The organism is Ructibacterium sp. SJQ-7 (assembly GCF_054696575.1).
This window is the reverse complement of the sequence record NZ_CP195193.1, coordinates 1,763,400-1,779,917: the sequence shown is the minus strand read 5'-3', so window position 1 is coordinate 1,779,917 and position 16,518 is coordinate 1,763,400. Positions and strand designations below refer to the sequence as shown.

Below are 16,518 nucleotides of genomic sequence, written 5' to 3'. Positions count from 1 at the left end.
TATTTTCTCCCCTAACTTCATGATGTGACTTTATGCAATTTTCATAATAGAATTTACCTTTATGGTAAAATTACTCAGTTTTATTTTAAGTCATTATGACAAAATAGTCAATAGTTTTTTTCAAAATTGTTTCAAACCGCTTATAATTATGTCAAAAATCATAGTTTTTCGTCTTTTTTGCTCAATATTTTGATTGTTTTACCCTTCTTTGTACCAAATATTGTATTGTGCAAGTTAACCAAAGATTACAAGTACATTACAAGCAAGTAACGGTTCTGAAACATTCTTTAAACGTATGTAACATTTCTACTCAAAATCGATTTCGACAGATTTACAATAATAATACTAAAACCTATTTGTTATCTTTTTTTAATATTATCAAAATAAAAACGACATTTTTACAGTTTTCTTGTCACATTTTGTAATAAAGTTACAAATATTACAGACTCATTTAAAACACTTTGTAAAATCAACGATTTTCTTTTAAAAAACTATTGACAAATGTAGTTTTTTTATATATAATCTGATAAGTTGAGTGTGTCATAAATAATACACTTGACAAAGTACAATTTTTCAGATACGGAGTGTGACAAAACCATGATTGGTGATGCCGAAAGGTCAAAGTTGCAGGTTGGTTATAAACAAGCTGTAAGAGCTTTAAATGAAAACAAAGCCTCTAAAGTCTTTGTTGCCGAAGACTGTGACGACCATATTAAAGACGGAGTAAGCAAAATTGCTATGCAAAGCAATACTCCTGTGTTCTTCATTTCTACAATGAAGGAATTGGGGAATATGTGCAAAATTGAAGTCGGTGCAAGCTGTGCCGTCGTATTAAAGTAGTTTATTACATATCTTAATGATATGCGATAATATATAAAATTTTATGAAAGGAAGTGTAACACGATATGCCTACATTTAATCAATTGGTTAGAACAGGTAGAAAGACATCAAAGAAGAAATCTACTGCTCCAGCTCTTCAAAAGAGTCTAAACTCTCTAAAGAAGAAGACTACTGACAAGAGTTCACCTCAAAAAAGAGGCGTATGTACAGCTGTAAGAACTGCTACACCTAAGAAGCCTAACTCAGCTCTAAGAAAGATTGCCAGAGTTAAGCTTACAAACGGTATCGAAGTAACAGCTTACATTCCGGGTATAGGTCACAACCTACAAGAACATAGCGTTGTGCTTATCAGAGGTGGAAGAGTACGTGACCTTCCTGGTACAAGATACCACATTATCAGAGGTACTCTTGATGCTCAGGGTGTAAACGGACGTCTTCAGTCAAGAAGTAAGTATGGTGCCAAGAAGCCAAAGGAAAAGAAATAATGTCGCGTAATTAACTAATACGCGCATATCACAAGTGCATATCGAGTTATATTATTATATATTCGAATAGCACCACGGGGTTTTGAAAGAATAAACTCCGAGTACCTGTGATGTCATTAAGGGGAAAACATATATTATATTTGTTTTCTGTCACAGTAGTTTTCCGTCGGAAAATATCGCTGAAAAGACGCAGATGAAATTTGATAAATATTAAAGCATAAAACGCAGGACTACTTTGTGTATTCCGAGTATTTGTAACGCCGATATTTGCAAATTGCATCAAGTATTTGCAGTGAGATTTGACAGAGGAAAACGCTAATTTATGAAGGAGGGAAGTAAAGTGCCAAGAAAAGGTTTTATAGCAAAAAGAGAAGTGCTACCTGATCCGATATACAATAACGTTGTTGTAACAAAGCTTATAAACAACATTATGCTTGACGGTAAAAAGGGTGTTGCTCAGAAAATAGTTTATGATGCATTCAATATCGTAGCAGAAAAGACAGGTAAGGACGCACTTGAAGCATTCCAGGAAGCTATGGATAACATCATGCCGGTTCTTGAAGTAAAAGCAAGACGTGTGGGTGGTGCAACATACCAAGTTCCTATGGAAGTTCGTCCGGAAAGACGCCAAACATTGGGTCTAAGATGGCTTACTCGTTACTCAAGAGAACGTAACGAAAAGACAATGAAGGAAAGACTTGCAAACGAAATCGTTGACGCTATCAACGGTACAGGCGGTTCAGTTAAGAAACGTGAAGATACTCACAAGATGGCTGAAGCTAACAAGGCTTTCGCTCACTACAGATGGTAATTTGTTTTTTAAACAAATCGCTTAACTTTGAAATTTAACCCGAAAATCGCATATAATAGGGGACAAGCAGTTTTGCATTGCCCCTATGCGGATTTCGACAGATACACTATTTTTACCTTTGTTGAAAGGAGGAAATTATTTTGGGTAGACAATATTCACTTGAAAATACAAGAAATATCGGTATCATGGCTCATATCGATGCCGGTAAAACTACTACAACAGAAAGAATTCTGTACTACACAGGTATCAACCACAAAATCGGTGAAACACACGATGGCGGTGCTACTATGGACTGGATGGCTCAGGAACAAGAGCGTGGTATTACAATTACGTCAGCTGCTACAACATGTTTCTGGCAACCAAAAGAAGGTCCTTTTAAGGGTATAAAGAACAGAATTAATATCATTGATACCCCTGGACACGTTGACTTTACAGTTGAAGTTCAAAGATCTCTAAGAGTTTTGGACGGTTCGGTAACAGTTATGTGTGCTAAGGGCGGTGTTGAGCCTCAGTCAGAAACTGTTTGGCGTCAAGCTGATGATTACAACGTACCTCGTATGATTTTCGTTAATAAGATGGACATCATGGGTGCTGACTTCTATAATGTTGTAAACATGGTACACGAAAGACTAAACGCTAACGGTGTGCCAATCCAGCTTCCAATCGGTGCCGAAGATACTTTCGTAGGTATCATCGACCTTATGAACATGGACGCTGAAATTTATGATGATGAACTTGGAACAAAGTTCCATAAGGACGCTATTCCGGCTGATATGCAGGAAAAAGCTGAAGAATATCATCAGGCAATGGTTGAAGCAATCTGTGAAACAGATGAAGCTTTACTTGAAAAGTTCCTTAGCGATGAGGAAATTTCAGTTAACGAATTAAAGGCAGCTTTGAGAAAAGCTACTATCAATAATGAAATCGTTCCTATGCTTTGCGGAACAGCTTACAGAAACAAGGGTGTTCAAATGCTTCTTGACGCAGTTATTGAGTACATGCCTTCACCGGTAGATGTACCTGCTATCAAGGGTGTAAATCCTGATACAGACGAAGAGGACGAAAGACCGTCATCAGACGACGCTCCGTTCGCTGCTCTTGCATTCAAGATTGCAACTGACCCATTCGTTGGTAAGATTTGTTTCTTCAGAGTATACTCAGGTACTCTTGAAAAGGGTTCATATGTATTGAACTCATGCAAGGGTAAGAGAGAAAGAATGGGTAGAATTCTACAAATGCACGCTAACCACAGAGAAGACCTTGATATAGTTTACTCAGGTGATATAGCTGCAGCTGTTGGTCTACAAAATACAACAACAGGTGAAACACTTTGTGATGAAAAGCACCCAATTATCCTTGAGTCTATGGACTTCCCTGAACCGGTTATCCGTGTTGCTATCGAGCCTAAGACTAAGGCAGGTCAAGAAAAGATGGGTATCGCTCTTGCAAAACTTGCAGAAGAAGATCCAACATTCAAGACTTACACAGATGAGGAAACAGGTCAAACAATCATCGCAGGTATGGGTGAACTTCACCTTGAAATTATCGTTGACAGACTTCTTCGTGAGTTTAAGGTTGAGGCTAACGTTGGTGAACCTCAGGTTTCTTACAGAGAGGCTATCAGAAAAGCAGTTAATATCGAACATAAATATGCTCGTCAATCAGGTGGTAAAGGTCAGTACGGTCACGTACTTCTTAAACTTGAGCCGCTTGAAGAAGGTGCTGGTTATGAATTCGTTAATGCAATCGTCGGCGGTGCTATTCCTAAGGAATATATCCCTGCTGTTGACGCAGGTATCCAAGGTGCTATGCAGTCTGGTGTACTTGCAGGTTACAACGTAGTTGACGTTAAGGCAACTCTATATGACGGTTCATACCATGAAGTCGACTCATCAGAAATGGCATTTAAGATTGCCGCTTCTATGGCGTTCAAGGAAGGTATGAAGAAGGCTGATCCTGTTATTAAGGAGCCTATCATGCTTGTTAATGTTATCGTTCCTGACGAATACCTTGGTTTCGTTATCGGTGACCTTTCATCAAGACGTGGTATGGTTAAACAGCAAGAATCACGCAGCGGCGGTGTTACTCAGGTAACAGCTGACGTGCCACTTGCAGAAATGTTTGGTTATGCTACAGTTCTTCGTTCAGGTACACAGGGACGTGGACAGTACTCAATGGAACCTTCACACTACAGCGAAGTTCCGAAGTCTGTTCAAGAAAAGATTATGAACGAACGTGCAAAGAACTAATTGAATTTTATACGGTAAGTAGGATCTTTTCCTACTTTCGCCGTTTAAATTTTAACAATTTATAAATTTATTGAAAAAATACTTGATTTTTTCACCAAAAGATTGTACAATAAGTTTATTAATGTATATAAAATATTTTAAGGAGGAATTTCTACAATGGCAAAAGAGAAATTTGAAAGAACTAAGCCGCATGTTAACATTGGTACTATCGGTCACGTTGACCATGGTAAGACAACTCTAACAGCTGCTATCACAAAGGTATTGGCTCTTAAGGGTCAGGCTCAATTCGAAGCTTACGACATGATCGATAAGGCTCCGGAAGAAGGAGAAAGAGGTATCACTATCTCAACAGCTCACGTTGAGTACGAAACAGACACACGTCACTATGCTCACGTTGACTGCCCGGGACACGCTGACTACGTAAAGAACATGATCACAGGTGCTGCTCAGATGGACGGCGCTATCCTTGTTGTTTCAGCTGCTGACGGTCCAATGCCTCAGACAAGAGAACACATCCTTCTATCAAGACAGGTTGGCGTTCCTTATATCGTTGTATTCATGAACAAGGCTGACCAGGTTGACGATCCTGAACTTATGGAACTTGTTGAAATGGAAATCAGAGAACTTCTTAACGAATATGACTTCCCTGGCGACGATACTCCAATCATTTCAGGTTCAGCTCTTCAGGTACTTGAATGTGATTCAACAGATCCTAACGCTCCTGAATACAAGTGTATTCTTGACCTTATGGACGAAGTTGACAGATATATCCCAACTCCTGAAAGAAAGTCAGACCTTCCATTCCTAATGCCTATCGAAGACATTTTCTCAATCACAGGTCGTGGTACAGTTGCTACAGGTAGAGTTGAAAGAGGTCAGCTAAACCTTAACGACGAAGTTGAAATCGTTGGTCTTACAGACGAAAAGAGAAAAGTTGTTGTTACAGGTATCGAAATGTTCAGAAAGCTTCTTGACTACGCTGAAGCCGGCGACAACATCGGTGCACTACTTCGTGGTGTTCAGAGAAACGAAATCGAAAGAGGTCAGGTTCTTTCTAAGCCTGGTACAATTCACCCACACACAAAGTTTAAGGGCGAAGTTTACGTACTAACAAAGGACGAAGGTGGCCGTCATACACCATTCTTCAACAACTACAGACCTCAGTTCTATTTCAGAACAACTGACGTTACTGGCGTTATCACACTTCCAGAAGGCACAGAAATGTGTATGCCTGGCGATAACGTAAAGATGGAAGTTGAACTTATCACTCCAATCGCTATCGAAAAGGGTCTACGTTTCGCTATCCGTGAAGGTGGTAGAACAGTAGGTTCAGGTGTCGTTTCTGAAATCGAAGAAGCGTAAGCTTTACTGATTTGATTATTCAAAAAGATGTTACTTCGGTAACATCTTTTTTTGTGTTCTTTTATTATTGATGTCAAGATAGGGGAGAGTATCTGCTTTACAGACTCATAGGATTTTAAAACAAGAGATTATATAAGAGCCACCCCTCAGTCGCAATGCGACAGCTCCCTTGTGTATTGAGGTAATGTGTGCGTAGGGGCGACCATTGGTCACCAGCTTTGTATATCTTATATAAAGCCACCCCTCTGTCGTAATGCGACAGCTCCCCTCAAGGGGAGCCTTATGTATTGAGATAACATTTGTAGAGGCGACCATTGGTCGACAGCTTTATATATTTTATAAGAGCCACCACTCAGTCGCGAAGCGACAGCTCCCCTCAAGGGGAGCCTTTTGTATGTTGGTATGGAATGTTGTATTTTAACGTTTTATCAACATTAAACCGTACTAAAAAATACTTTATCCACAATTTAAAGTTATTATCAACACAAAAAAAGAACCGCATCAGACTAAGCGGTTCTTTTTTCTGATATGATTATTCAGCTACATAGCCGTTAATCTTTTTAGCACACTCAGGGCAAATATTCTTACCGTTGAATTGGAATATATTCTTTGCATCGCCACAGAATATGCATGAAGGTTCATACTTCTTTAGGATTATACAGTTATCTTCTGTATAAATTTCCATTGAATCCTTAATGTCGATTCCAAACTTTCTCCTTAGTTCTACCGGAATGACAATACGGCCAAGTTCATCAACCTTTCTAACGATTCCTACAGATTTCATTAAAATTTTCCTCCTTATCTAATATTCTTTTAAACGGTAAATTTATTATACCACATATGTAATAAATTGTCAACAAAAACAGAAAAAATACTAACAAAAATAATTTTTATAGAAATACCGCGTTTTATGCGGATTTTAGCGACAACCACAGCGAAATGGCTTTTAAACTCACATATCGTGCCAACATATTTTTTGCTTTTATTACACGCTTTGACATATTCATCAAATAATCGGTATCATACTTAGCCGCAAGCTGTCTTAATGTATCTTTTTTATCAATATTAATAATCATATTCGGTGCTTGCGATTGCATAAGAATTATATCACGCAGATATGCAAGCCAAAAAACGAATATATTTTCAGCCTTATCTTTATTTTCATCAAGATACTTCTTCACAACGAATGCCGAACTTCTGTCTGTTGACAATACCGAAAATAAATTTTCAAGTGAGGATGTTCTCACTGTTTCAAAGTTTTCATCATTTATAATATTATCAGCCACTCCCGGCACACCTGCACAATACTTAATCAAAAACGGCAAGCGTTCCTTTTCTTCGGGATATTTTCCGCTTATATACTTCTCCATAATCGCGTCAGACACAGACGGAAAATGCACAAGCGTAAAACGTGATAAAATTGTCTGCAATAGGGAAGCGGAGTTTTCTGTTATCAAGATGAATACTGCGTATTCCGGCGGTTCTTCAAACGTTTTTAAAAACGTGTTTTGTGCCTCCTCGGTAAGCAAAGATGCGTCCTCAAATATATAAACCTTATGCTTTGAATTAAACGGCTTTACAGCCACATCCTCCTCAAGTTTACGCATATCTTTTGCACCGATACTTTTTTTATCGGCTTTCGGTCGAACATAAATTATATCGGGGTTTGTGTCCGCTTTTGATTCCACGCAATTTTGACAACTTCCGCAAGGTGCGACACCCGTATTTTCGCACGTCAATGCCGCCGCAAAAAGTCGAGCGGAATTGAGTACACCCAAGCCTTTTTCACCCTCAAATATATACGCGTGTGAGCTTACGCCGTTATGCACCGATTCTATTAAATTTTTCATCAAATCCTCGTGGAACGTTTCGTATCCGTACATAATCTACTTCCTATCTACTCAAAATGAAATCAAATATCTTTTCCGCAACTTCATCTTTTGTCATCTTTTCAAGCTGAACTTCATCATCTTTTGTTATAAGCGTCACGATATTTGTATTACCGCCAAAACCTGCACCGTCTTGTTTAAGATTATTTGCGACAATCATATCACAATTTTTCTTTTCAAGTTTTTTTCTTGAATTTTCAAGCATATTTTCTGTTTCCATAGAGAAACCGCAGATAAATTGACCGTTTTTTCTTTCACCGAGAGTTTTTAATATATCGTCCGTACGTTCAAGCTCAATCGACATATTACCGTCCTGTTTTTTTACCTTTTCACTGCTTACGTTCTTAGGTCTGTAATCAGCCACTGCCGCCGCCTTAACGATTATATCCATACTGTCGGCACGTTCTATTACCGCGTCATACATATCTTTCGCACTCTGCACCTTAACCGTATTCACAAACACAGGAGGCTCACTGTCGCATTTACCCATAACAAGCGTCACATCCGCACCTCTTAGCATTGCGTTCTTTGCAAGTGCAAAACCCATTTTTCCGCTCGAATGGTTTGTTATGAATCTCACAGGGTCGATAGCCTCTACAGTTGCACCGGCTGTAACAAGCACTTTTTTACCTGTCATATCTTTTTCAAATGCAATCTCTTTAACAATGTATTCAAACAAAAGCTCTTCATCAGGCATTCTGCCGTCACCCATATCACCGTTTGCAAGCATACCGTGCGCCGGTTCAACTATTTCATAGCCGTAATGCTTCAGCTTTTCAATGTTATCCTGCACGATAGGGTTATGGAACATATTATGATTCATAGCAGGTGACACAATTTTCTTGCAAGGACAAGCCATAACAGTGGTTGTAAGCATATCGTCGGCGATACCGTTTGCAATCTTGCCGATTACATTTGCACTCGCCGGTGCAATCATAACCACGTCCGCCGCTTTTGCAAGTGCAACGTGTTCAACGCTGAATTCAAAATTACGGTCAAATGTATCTATAAGGCATTTATGCTTTGTCAATGTTTCAAAAGTTATGGGATTTATAAAATTAGTTGCGTTCTGCGTCATAAGCACGTGTACTTCACAATGCTGTTTTACAAGCATTCTTGCAAGATTTGCGATTTTGTACGCCGCAATACTTCCCGTAACTCCAAGCACGACTGTTTTTCCTTTGAGCATACTAATCCTCCGTTCAAATTATATTTATATACATTCTTCTATTATAGCACAATTTTTCATATAAATAAATATCAAATTCACAAGAAACGGAGGAAAGTATATGAATTATATTTGGTGCTTGATGATTATTGTGTCGATAGTTGTGTCAATTTTTAACGGCACTGTCGACCAAACTATAAACGGTGCGTTTGAGGGTGCGAAAAGTGCCGTTTTTACGGTATTGTCATTTGCGGGAGTTATGTGCTTTTGGACGGGTATTATGAAAATTGCCGAAAATGCGGGATTGTCACAGAAATTAGAGAAATTATTAAAACCTATAATAAACTTCCTGTTTCCCAATGCAGGTCAAAACGCAAAAAAATATATTGCCGTGAATATGAGTGCCAACATGCTCGGAATGGGCAACGCCGCAACGCCTATGGGCATAAAGGCTATGCAATGTCTTGACAAGGAAAACAACAATCCGCTTTATACGTCAAAAAATATGTGTATGCTTGTCGTTTTGAACACCACGTCCGTACAGCTTATACCCACAACAATAATCGCTCTGCGTGTTGCGGCAGGCTCTGTAAATCCGTTTTCGGTTATTCTGCCGATTTGGATTTCTTCATTCACCGCCGCATTTATTGCTTTAACACTGACAAAATTACTATATAGGGAGTAAAATATGATTTATGTAATACCGCTCATAATTGCACTTTTTCTTATAACCGCAATGATAAAAAAACTTCCGTCATACGAACTTTTTATAGATGGGGCAGAGGAGGGAATGAAAATAGTATCAGGCATATTTCCGCCGCTTGTAGCGGTGCTTACCGCCGCATATATGCTCCGTGCGTCAGGCACGCTTGACCTTATAGTATCACTTCTTTCACCTATCACAAATTTAATTTCTGCCGAAGTTATGCCTTTGGCACTTATCCGTCCAATATCGGGCAGCGGTGCAACGGGCATACTTACCGAAATTTTAAACAATTACGGTGCCGACAGCGAAGTCGGTCGAATTGCCTCCGTTATAATGGGTTCGACTGAAACAACTTTCTACTGTCTTTGCGTATATTTTGCGAAAACAAGGGTAAAACATAACTTGAAAGCTGTTCCTTTTGCGGCTGTCGGTGACATAGTTGGCATATTGACGGCGGCTATTTTGATTAAGTTGGTAAAATTTTAACGAATTTTAATTATATACTTGAAAAACAGATAATTTTTATATATAATATAATCAAGAAAAATCGGATAATTTTGTCCGCATAAAAAAGGAGAAATTGACTATGTACAACAAATTAACAGTTGAAGATGTTGACGTAAAAGGCAAAAAGGTTTTAGTACGTTGTGACTTTAACGTGCCGCTTGACGCTGACGGTAATATCACAGACGAAAACCGTATTGTAGGTGCACTTCCTACAATTAAGTATCTTATAGATAACGGAGCAAGAGTTATTCTTTGCTCACATATGGGTAAGCCAAAGGGTGAGCCTGTTCCATCACTTTCTCTTGCACCTGTTGCAAAGAGTCTTTCAGAAAAGCTTGGCAAAGAAGTTGTTTTTGCCGCTGACGATAACGTAGTAGGCGACAACGCTAAAAAGGCTGTTGCAGAAATGAATGACGGTGATGTTGTTCTTCTTCAAAACACTCGTTACAGAAAAGAAGAAACAAAGAACGAAGAAGCTTTCTCAAAAGAACTTGCTTCACTTGCTGATTTGTTTGTAAATGACGCATTCGGTACAGCTCACAGAGCTCACTGCTCAAACGTAGGTGTATCTTCAATTCTTAAGCCGGCTGTTGCAGGTTACCTAATCGAAAAGGAAATCAACTTCCTAGGTAACGCAGTAAACAATCCTGTAAGACCGCTTGTAGCTATTCTTGGCGGAAGTAAGGTTTCTTCAAAGATTTCAGTTATTGAAAATCTTCTAAAGAAAGTAGACAAGCTAATCATCGGCGGCGGTATGGCTTACACATTCTTCGCAGCACAAGGCAAGACAACAGGTACATCACTTCTTGAACCTGATTACATCGACTATGCTAAGAAAATGCTTGACGAGGCAGGCGACAAGCTACTTCTTCCTGTTGATACAGTAGTTGCTAAAGAATTTGCAAACGACGCTGAATCACAAGTTGTTGAAGGTGACATTCCTGACGGCTGGATGGGTCTTGACATCGGTCCTAAGACAATCGAACTTTACAAGAATGCTCTTAAAGACGCAAAGACAGTTGTTTGGAACGGTCCTATGGGCGTATTTGAAATGCCAAACTTCGCAAAGGGTACAAATACAATAGCTCAGGCTCTTGCCGATCTTGACGCTACAACAATCATCGGTGGCGGTGACAGTGTTGCTGCAGTAAACCAAGCAGGTCTTGGCGATAAGATGAGCCACATCTCAACAGGCGGCGGCGCATCAATGGAATTCCTTGAAGGTAAAGAACTTCCTGGTATCGCAGCTTTGACAGATAAATAATTATTGTGACAGGGCGGTCATTGACCGCCTCTCCACCATATTTTAAATATTCCGTAGAGTGACTGTCTGTCACTTATAATTAAACTACAAAAGGAGAAATTACAATGGGAAAATATATAATTGCCGGTAACTGGAAGATGAACAAGCTTCCGTCAGAAACATATGATTACATCAAAGAAGTAATCGACGCAACAAAGGGTTCAGAATGTGAAGTAGTTTGCTGTACACCGTTCGTATGCCTACCACAGGCTGTTGAAGCCGCTAAGGGTTCACACGTTAAAATCGGTGCTGAAAACCTACACTTTGAGGACAAGGGTGCTTTCACAGGTGAAGTAAGTGCAGAAATGCTTAAAGACCTTGGTGTTGACTATGTTATCATGGGTCACAGCGAAAGACGTGAATACAACAACGAAACTGATGAAACAGTTAATCTAAAGGCTAAAAAGGCTCTTGAAAAGGGTCTTATTCCTATAGTTTGCTGCGGTGAAAGTCTTGAACAGCGTGAAGCCGGTATCACAATGGACTGGATTGCTATTCAAATCAAGAAGGCATTTGCCGGAATCAGTGCTGACGACGCTAAGAAAGTTGTCGTTGCATACGAGCCAATCTGGGCTATCGGTACAGGCAAGACTGCTACTGACGACCAAGCTGAAGAAGTTTGCGGCGGTATCAGAGAATTACTTGAAAACCTTTACGATACTGAAACAGCAAAGGCTATTACTATTCAATACGGCGGCAGCATGAATCCTAAGAACTGTGCAGGACTTCTTGCTAAGCCAAACATTGATGGTGGTCTTATCGGCGGTGCATCTCTAAAGAGTGCTGACTTCGCTGTTATCACAAAGGCAGCTAAATAATGATTTTACAAAAGGGCAGGCATTATTGCCTGTCCTATTTTTAAACATAAAGGAGTAATTACTTATGGCAAAGAAACCAATCGCATTAATTATTATGGACGGTTACGGCATTAACCAAAATACAGAGGGTAATGCTATCGTAGCGGCAAAGAAACCTCATCTTGACAAGCTTTTAGCCGAATACCCACATTCACAGCTTTCTGCAAGCGGTCTTGACGTCGGTCTTCCTGACGGTCAAATGGGTAACAGTGAAGTAGGTCACACAAATATCGGTGCCGGCAGAATTGTTTATCAAATGCTTGTTAAGATTTCAAAAGACATTAACGACGGTAAAATTTATGAAAACAAGGCTCTTTCAGACGCTATGGACGCCGCTAAAGCTAACGGCAAGTCACTTCACCTTATGGGACTTCTTTCAAACGGCGGTGTACACAGCCACAACGAACACCTTTACGGTCTGTTAAAGATGGCTAAGAAAAAAGGTATTGAAAACGTATATGTTCACACATTCCTTGACGGTCGTGACGTTCCTCCTACATCAGGTGCCGAATTTATGGCTGAACTTGAAAAAGAAATTAAAGAAATCGGCGTAGGCTCTGTCGCTACAATTATGGGCAGATTTTACGCTATGGACAGAGATAACGCTTGGGACAGAGTCGAAAAGGCTTACAAAGCTATGGTTGACGGCGAAGGCATACAGGAAACAGACGCTGTTACAGCCGTTAAAAACTCATACGCAAATGACGTTACAGACGAATTTGTTATTCCGACTGTTGTTGACAAAAACGGTATGATTAAAGAGGGCGACAGTGTTATTTTCTTCAACTTCCGTCCTGACAGAGCAAGACAGATTACAAGAACTTTTGTTGACCCTGACTTCACTGGCTTTGAAAGAAAGTATTTTCCTGTAAACTTCGTTTGCATGACTCAATATGACGAATCAATGCCAAATGTAACTGTAGCATATCCGCCGGAAACTCTTGAAATGACATTCGGAGAATACATCAGTAAGAAAGGTCTTACACAGCTTAGAATTGCCGAAACACAGAAGTATGCACACGTTACATTCTTCTTCAACGGCGGTGAAGAAAAGCAATTTGACGGTGAGGAAAGAATACTTATCAAGTCACCTGACGTTGCAACTTTCGATATGAAACCTGAAATGAGTGCTTATGAAGTTACTGACGCAGTTGTTGACGCAATCAATTCGGACAAGTTTGATGTTATCATTCTTAACTATGCTAACTGTGATATGGTCGGTCACACAGGTATTATGGAAGCGGCTGTTAAGGCGGTTGAAGCCGTTGACGAATGTGTAGGAAGAATGGTTGACGCTATTCTTGCAAAGGGCGGACAAGCTATCATCACTGCCGATCACGGTAACGCTGACTGCTTAATCGACCCTGTTACAAAAGCTCCGTTTACAGCTCATACAACTAACCCTGTTCCTATGATTCTTGTAGGTGCAGGCGATGTTAAAGTTAAGAACGGCAGACTTTGTGACCTTTGCCCGACTATGCTTGACCTTATGGGACTTGAAAAACCTGAACAAATGACAGGTGAGAGTCTTATTGTAAAATAATCGGATAATAAAAAACGATGTATTCCGTAACAGGTAATACATCGTTTTTATTATGCAAGCTTTTCTTTTATTCTTCTTAGTTCATTTTCCATCATATTAATTCGGATAAGTGCCATTTCTTTTTCATTCTCAACAGTTAAAGCTTTATCAAGTTTTCTTGACAAATCAAGATGTCCCTCTGCAATAATTTTGATATTACGGTTTGTTTCATTTTCAAGTGTAAGACTGATTTCTCTTATTTCATTTTTCATTTTTTGAATATCAGTTTTCATTTCTGATATTTGTTTAGTTTCATCTTTAACATTTTGAATATCTGTTTTCATTTCTGCAATTTGATTATTAATATCGTCAAATTGTTTATTCATATTATTTAGAGTTGAATTAATATTTTTAACATTTTCAACTAATGAAACTAACATTTCTTCTGTTGTCATAGCCTACACCTCCTTGTATATCTTAATAATAACACAATACAATAAAAATTACAAGCACATTTCTTTAAATTTCCACTTGTTATATTGTTGTTTATACTATATAATTAGCGGTAAGGAGGGATATGATATGAAAAAACTAACAGCACTTTTTTTATCACTGATGATTATGTCACCGACGGTTTTTGCCGATGACGATATAACGGTATATCTAAACGAAGATGAATTAATATTTGAGCAGTCACCAATAATACAAAACGATTCAACGCTTGTACCGTTCAGAGCGATATTTGAAAATCTTGATATGGTTGTACAGTGGTTTGGCGACGAACAGCGTGTAACGGCTCAAAAAGACGACTTAACCATAACTTTGTTTATAAACGAAAATACGATGTATGTCAATGATACGTCTGTCGAGCTTAATACGCCCCCTATAATCTACAATGATTACACCCTTGTACCGTTAAGGGCTGTATCGGAATCGGCCGGTGCAGAGGTATTTTGGGACGGTGACACGCATACAGTTTATATTGAAACTGATAATGAAAGTGATTTTGATGATTGGGGATATGAAGTTCTAAATCTCGTAAACGAAGAACGTGCAAAATATAATGTTGCACCGTTAAAATGGGACGATTCGCTTGCCGCTCTTGCCGAAAGTCACTGTGAAGATATGATAGACAGAAACTTTTTTGCACACAATACTCCCGACGGACAAACTCCGTTTGACAGAATGAAAGCCGCAGGAATAACATATTCTTCGGCAGGGGAGAATATAGCCGCAGGTCAGTCTTCACCGCAAAATGTTATGGATTCTTGGATGAATTCACCGGGACACCGCAAAAATATATTAAATCCCGATTTTGAATATATAGGCGTAGGACTTGCACGAGGAGGATCATACGGTATTTATTGGGCACAGGAATTTGCAACGTTTAAATAATGTAATAAAAAAATAATATTTTTCCTATTGACACATACAATTAATAGTGGTAGTATAATAATATATAAGCAAGGTAGAGGTGCGCTTGTGTATCAGTATGTATACGGAGATATGCAATTATCTTTGATGTATACGGAAAGGACACAGTGCCGAAGTTTGAATATTATTGCGGATATTCATTCTGGGCATATCGTTAACAGCGGTATGACTGTCATCGTAAGGTGGGGAGCTATCGCTGTTTTTGTTATATGCAAACATAGCAGTAGTTTCTGACTACTGCTTTTTATTTTATAAAAAACAAAGGAGAGTCAAAATGAAAGACAATTACAAAGTAGGTATTATAGGTGCAACAGGTATGGTTGGACAGCGTTTTATTACACTTCTTAACGACCACCCATGGTATACAATCGAAGTGCTTGCAGCATCTCCGAGAAGTGCCGGCAAGGCTTATAAAGACGCCGTAGGCGCTAAATGGGCTATGGACGAAGAAATTCCTGCATCAGTAGCAGATATGGTTGTTATGGACGCTACAAACGACGTTGAAAAAATTGCAGAAAAGGTAGATTTCGTATTCTGTGCAGTTGATATGAAAAAAGACGAAATCAAAGCTCTTGAAGAAAGATATGCTAAGGCTGAATGCCCTGTTGTTTCAAACAACTCTGCTCACCGTCATACTCCTGACGTTCCGATGATTATTCCGGAAATCAACCCTCAGCACATTGAAATTATTCCTGCTCAGCGTGAAAGACTTGGTACAAAGAGAGGTTTTATCGCAGTTAAGTCAAATTGCTCTCTACAATCATATTTGCCTGCAATGGCTGTTGTTAATATGAAGTACCCAATCGACCACGCTCTTGTAACAACTTATCAAGCTATTTCAGGTGCAGGTAAGACTTTTAAGACATGGCCGGAAATGGTTGACAACCTAATCCCATACATCGGCGGAGAAGAAATGAAGTCAGAAGTTGAGCCTAACAAGGTACTTGGTAAAATTGAAGGTAAAGAAATCGTTCCTTCAACCGAATTGCAAATCGAATGCCAAACATACAGAGTTCCTGTATCAAACGGTCACACAGCCGCTATATTCTTCTCATTCAAAGACAGTGCAAACAAGCCGTCTGTAGAAGAAATCGAAAAAATGTGGGCAGAATACAAAGGTGTTCCTCAGGAACTTAACCTACCTCACGCTCCAAAGCAGTTTATTCACGTTTACACTGAAAAGGACGCTCCTGATCAGCCTCAAATTAAAACTGCCCGTGAAATCGACGGCGGTATGGCTATTTCATGCGGACGTTTGAGAGAATCAACACAATACGATTATAAGATGGTTTCTATGAGCCACAATACTCTAAGAGGTGCTGCAGGCGGTGCGGTTCTTCTTGCTGAACTACTTACAGCTAAGGGTTATATGGATTAATTTTAAA

The 16,518-nt window shown here is 39.2% G+C and carries 16 protein-coding genes and 1 riboswitch; of the genes, 12 read left to right on the top strand and 4 right to left on the bottom strand.

Annotation, left to right across the window (positions count from 1 at the left end; all coding sequences use genetic code 11):
- The first annotated feature begins 597 nt into the window (after nt 1–597).
- The 5 genes from ACSAMO_RS08175 to tuf all read left to right on the top strand — a co-directional run bounded on the left by ACSAMO_RS08175 (nt 598) and on the right by tuf (nt 5,747).
- Nucleotides 598–840, top strand: a complete 243-nt coding sequence (locus tag ACSAMO_RS08175) for a ribosomal L7Ae/L30e/S12e/Gadd45 family protein (protein WP_022229807.1) — start codon at nt 598–600, stop codon at nt 838–840.
- 65 nt (nt 841–905) lie between these two features.
- Nucleotides 906–1,325, top strand: coding sequence for a 30S ribosomal protein S12 (gene rpsL / locus ACSAMO_RS08170; protein ID WP_022229808.1), 420 nt, complete (start codon nt 906–908; stop codon nt 1,323–1,325).
- Nucleotides 1,326–1,665: 340 nt separating this feature from the next.
- Nucleotides 1,666–2,136 (top strand): 30S ribosomal protein S7, encoded by a 471-nt coding sequence (rpsG, locus tag ACSAMO_RS08165; RefSeq protein WP_022229809.1) that lies wholly within the window; start codon nt 1,666–1,668, stop codon nt 2,134–2,136.
- A 185-nt stretch (nt 2,137–2,321) separates the two neighbouring features.
- A complete protein-coding gene (gene fusA / locus ACSAMO_RS08160; protein ID WP_412332142.1) occupies nt 2,322–4,385 on the top strand; it encodes an elongation factor G in 2,064 nt (687 codons plus the stop codon).
- Between the two features lie 156 nt (nt 4,386–4,541).
- A complete protein-coding gene (gene tuf, locus ACSAMO_RS08155) occupies nt 4,542–5,747 on the top strand; it encodes an elongation factor Tu (protein ID WP_499209083.1) in 1,206 nt (401 codons plus the stop codon).
- A 532-nt stretch (nt 5,748–6,279) separates the two neighbouring features.
- On the opposite strand, the gene ACSAMO_RS08150 is transcribed toward tuf, so the two are convergent.
- From ACSAMO_RS08150 to coaBC, 3 genes are all read right to left on the bottom strand, one after another.
- Entirely contained in the window at nt 6,280–6,531 is a 252-nt protein-coding gene (locus ACSAMO_RS08150) for an AbrB/MazE/SpoVT family DNA-binding domain-containing protein (protein WP_022229814.1), read from the bottom strand.
- Between the two features lie 124 nt (nt 6,532–6,655).
- The gene (locus ACSAMO_RS08145) at nt 6,656–7,630 is read right to left on the bottom strand and encodes a DNA polymerase III subunit (protein ID WP_499209082.1); all 975 of its coding nucleotides are present in this window, start codon (nt 7,628–7,630) and stop codon (nt 6,656–6,658) included.
- A 10-nt stretch (nt 7,631–7,640) separates the two neighbouring features.
- A complete protein-coding gene (gene coaBC, locus ACSAMO_RS08140) occupies nt 7,641–8,825 on the bottom strand; it encodes a bifunctional phosphopantothenoylcysteine decarboxylase/phosphopantothenate--cysteine ligase CoaBC (protein ID WP_412332124.1) in 1,185 nt (394 codons plus the stop codon).
- A gap of 100 nt (nt 8,826–8,925) precedes the next feature.
- Between coaBC and ACSAMO_RS08135 the strand changes: the two genes are divergently transcribed.
- The 5 genes from ACSAMO_RS08135 to gpmI all read left to right on the top strand — a co-directional run bounded on the left by ACSAMO_RS08135 (nt 8,926) and on the right by gpmI (nt 13,720).
- Complete coding sequence (locus tag ACSAMO_RS08135) at nt 8,926–9,489, top strand: nucleoside recognition domain-containing protein (protein ID WP_337599393.1); 564 nt, start codon at nt 8,926–8,928, stop codon at nt 9,487–9,489.
- Nucleotides 9,490–9,492: 3 nt separating this feature from the next.
- Nucleotides 9,493–9,996, top strand: coding sequence for a spore maturation protein (locus ACSAMO_RS08130; protein ID WP_337599392.1), 504 nt, complete (start codon nt 9,493–9,495; stop codon nt 9,994–9,996).
- A gap of 100 nt (nt 9,997–10,096) precedes the next feature.
- Nucleotides 10,097–11,281, top strand: a complete 1,185-nt coding sequence (locus ACSAMO_RS08125; RefSeq protein ID WP_117964819.1) for a phosphoglycerate kinase — start codon at nt 10,097–10,099, stop codon at nt 11,279–11,281.
- A 104-nt stretch (nt 11,282–11,385) separates the two neighbouring features.
- Entirely contained in the window at nt 11,386–12,138 is a 753-nt protein-coding gene (tpiA, locus tag ACSAMO_RS08120) for a triose-phosphate isomerase (RefSeq protein ID WP_022229820.1), read from the top strand.
- Between the two features lie 64 nt (nt 12,139–12,202).
- The gene (gpmI, locus tag ACSAMO_RS08115; RefSeq protein ID WP_308456007.1) at nt 12,203–13,720 is read left to right on the top strand and encodes a 2,3-bisphosphoglycerate-independent phosphoglycerate mutase; all 1,518 of its coding nucleotides are present in this window, start codon (nt 12,203–12,205) and stop codon (nt 13,718–13,720) included.
- A 50-nt stretch (nt 13,721–13,770) separates the two neighbouring features.
- Here the strand turns inward: gpmI and ACSAMO_RS08110 are convergent, their stop codons facing one another.
- The gene (locus ACSAMO_RS08110; RefSeq protein WP_499209081.1) at nt 13,771–14,154 is read right to left on the bottom strand and encodes a hypothetical protein; all 384 of its coding nucleotides are present in this window, start codon (nt 14,152–14,154) and stop codon (nt 13,771–13,773) included.
- Between the two features lie 127 nt (nt 14,155–14,281).
- Between ACSAMO_RS08110 and ACSAMO_RS08105 the strand changes: the two genes are divergently transcribed.
- Both ACSAMO_RS08105 and asd read left to right on the top strand, forming a co-directional pair.
- Nucleotides 14,282–15,094, top strand: a complete 813-nt coding sequence (locus tag ACSAMO_RS08105; RefSeq protein WP_022229822.1) for a stalk domain-containing protein — start codon at nt 14,282–14,284, stop codon at nt 15,092–15,094.
- A gap of 66 nt (nt 15,095–15,160) precedes the next feature.
- A riboswitch (Lysine riboswitch) is annotated at nt 15,161–15,334 on the top strand.
- A 73-nt stretch (nt 15,335–15,407) separates the two neighbouring features.
- Nucleotides 15,408–16,511, top strand: coding sequence for an aspartate-semialdehyde dehydrogenase (gene asd, locus ACSAMO_RS08100; RefSeq protein WP_022229823.1), 1,104 nt, complete (start codon nt 15,408–15,410; stop codon nt 16,509–16,511).
- Nucleotides 16,512–16,518: the final 7 nt, after the last annotated feature.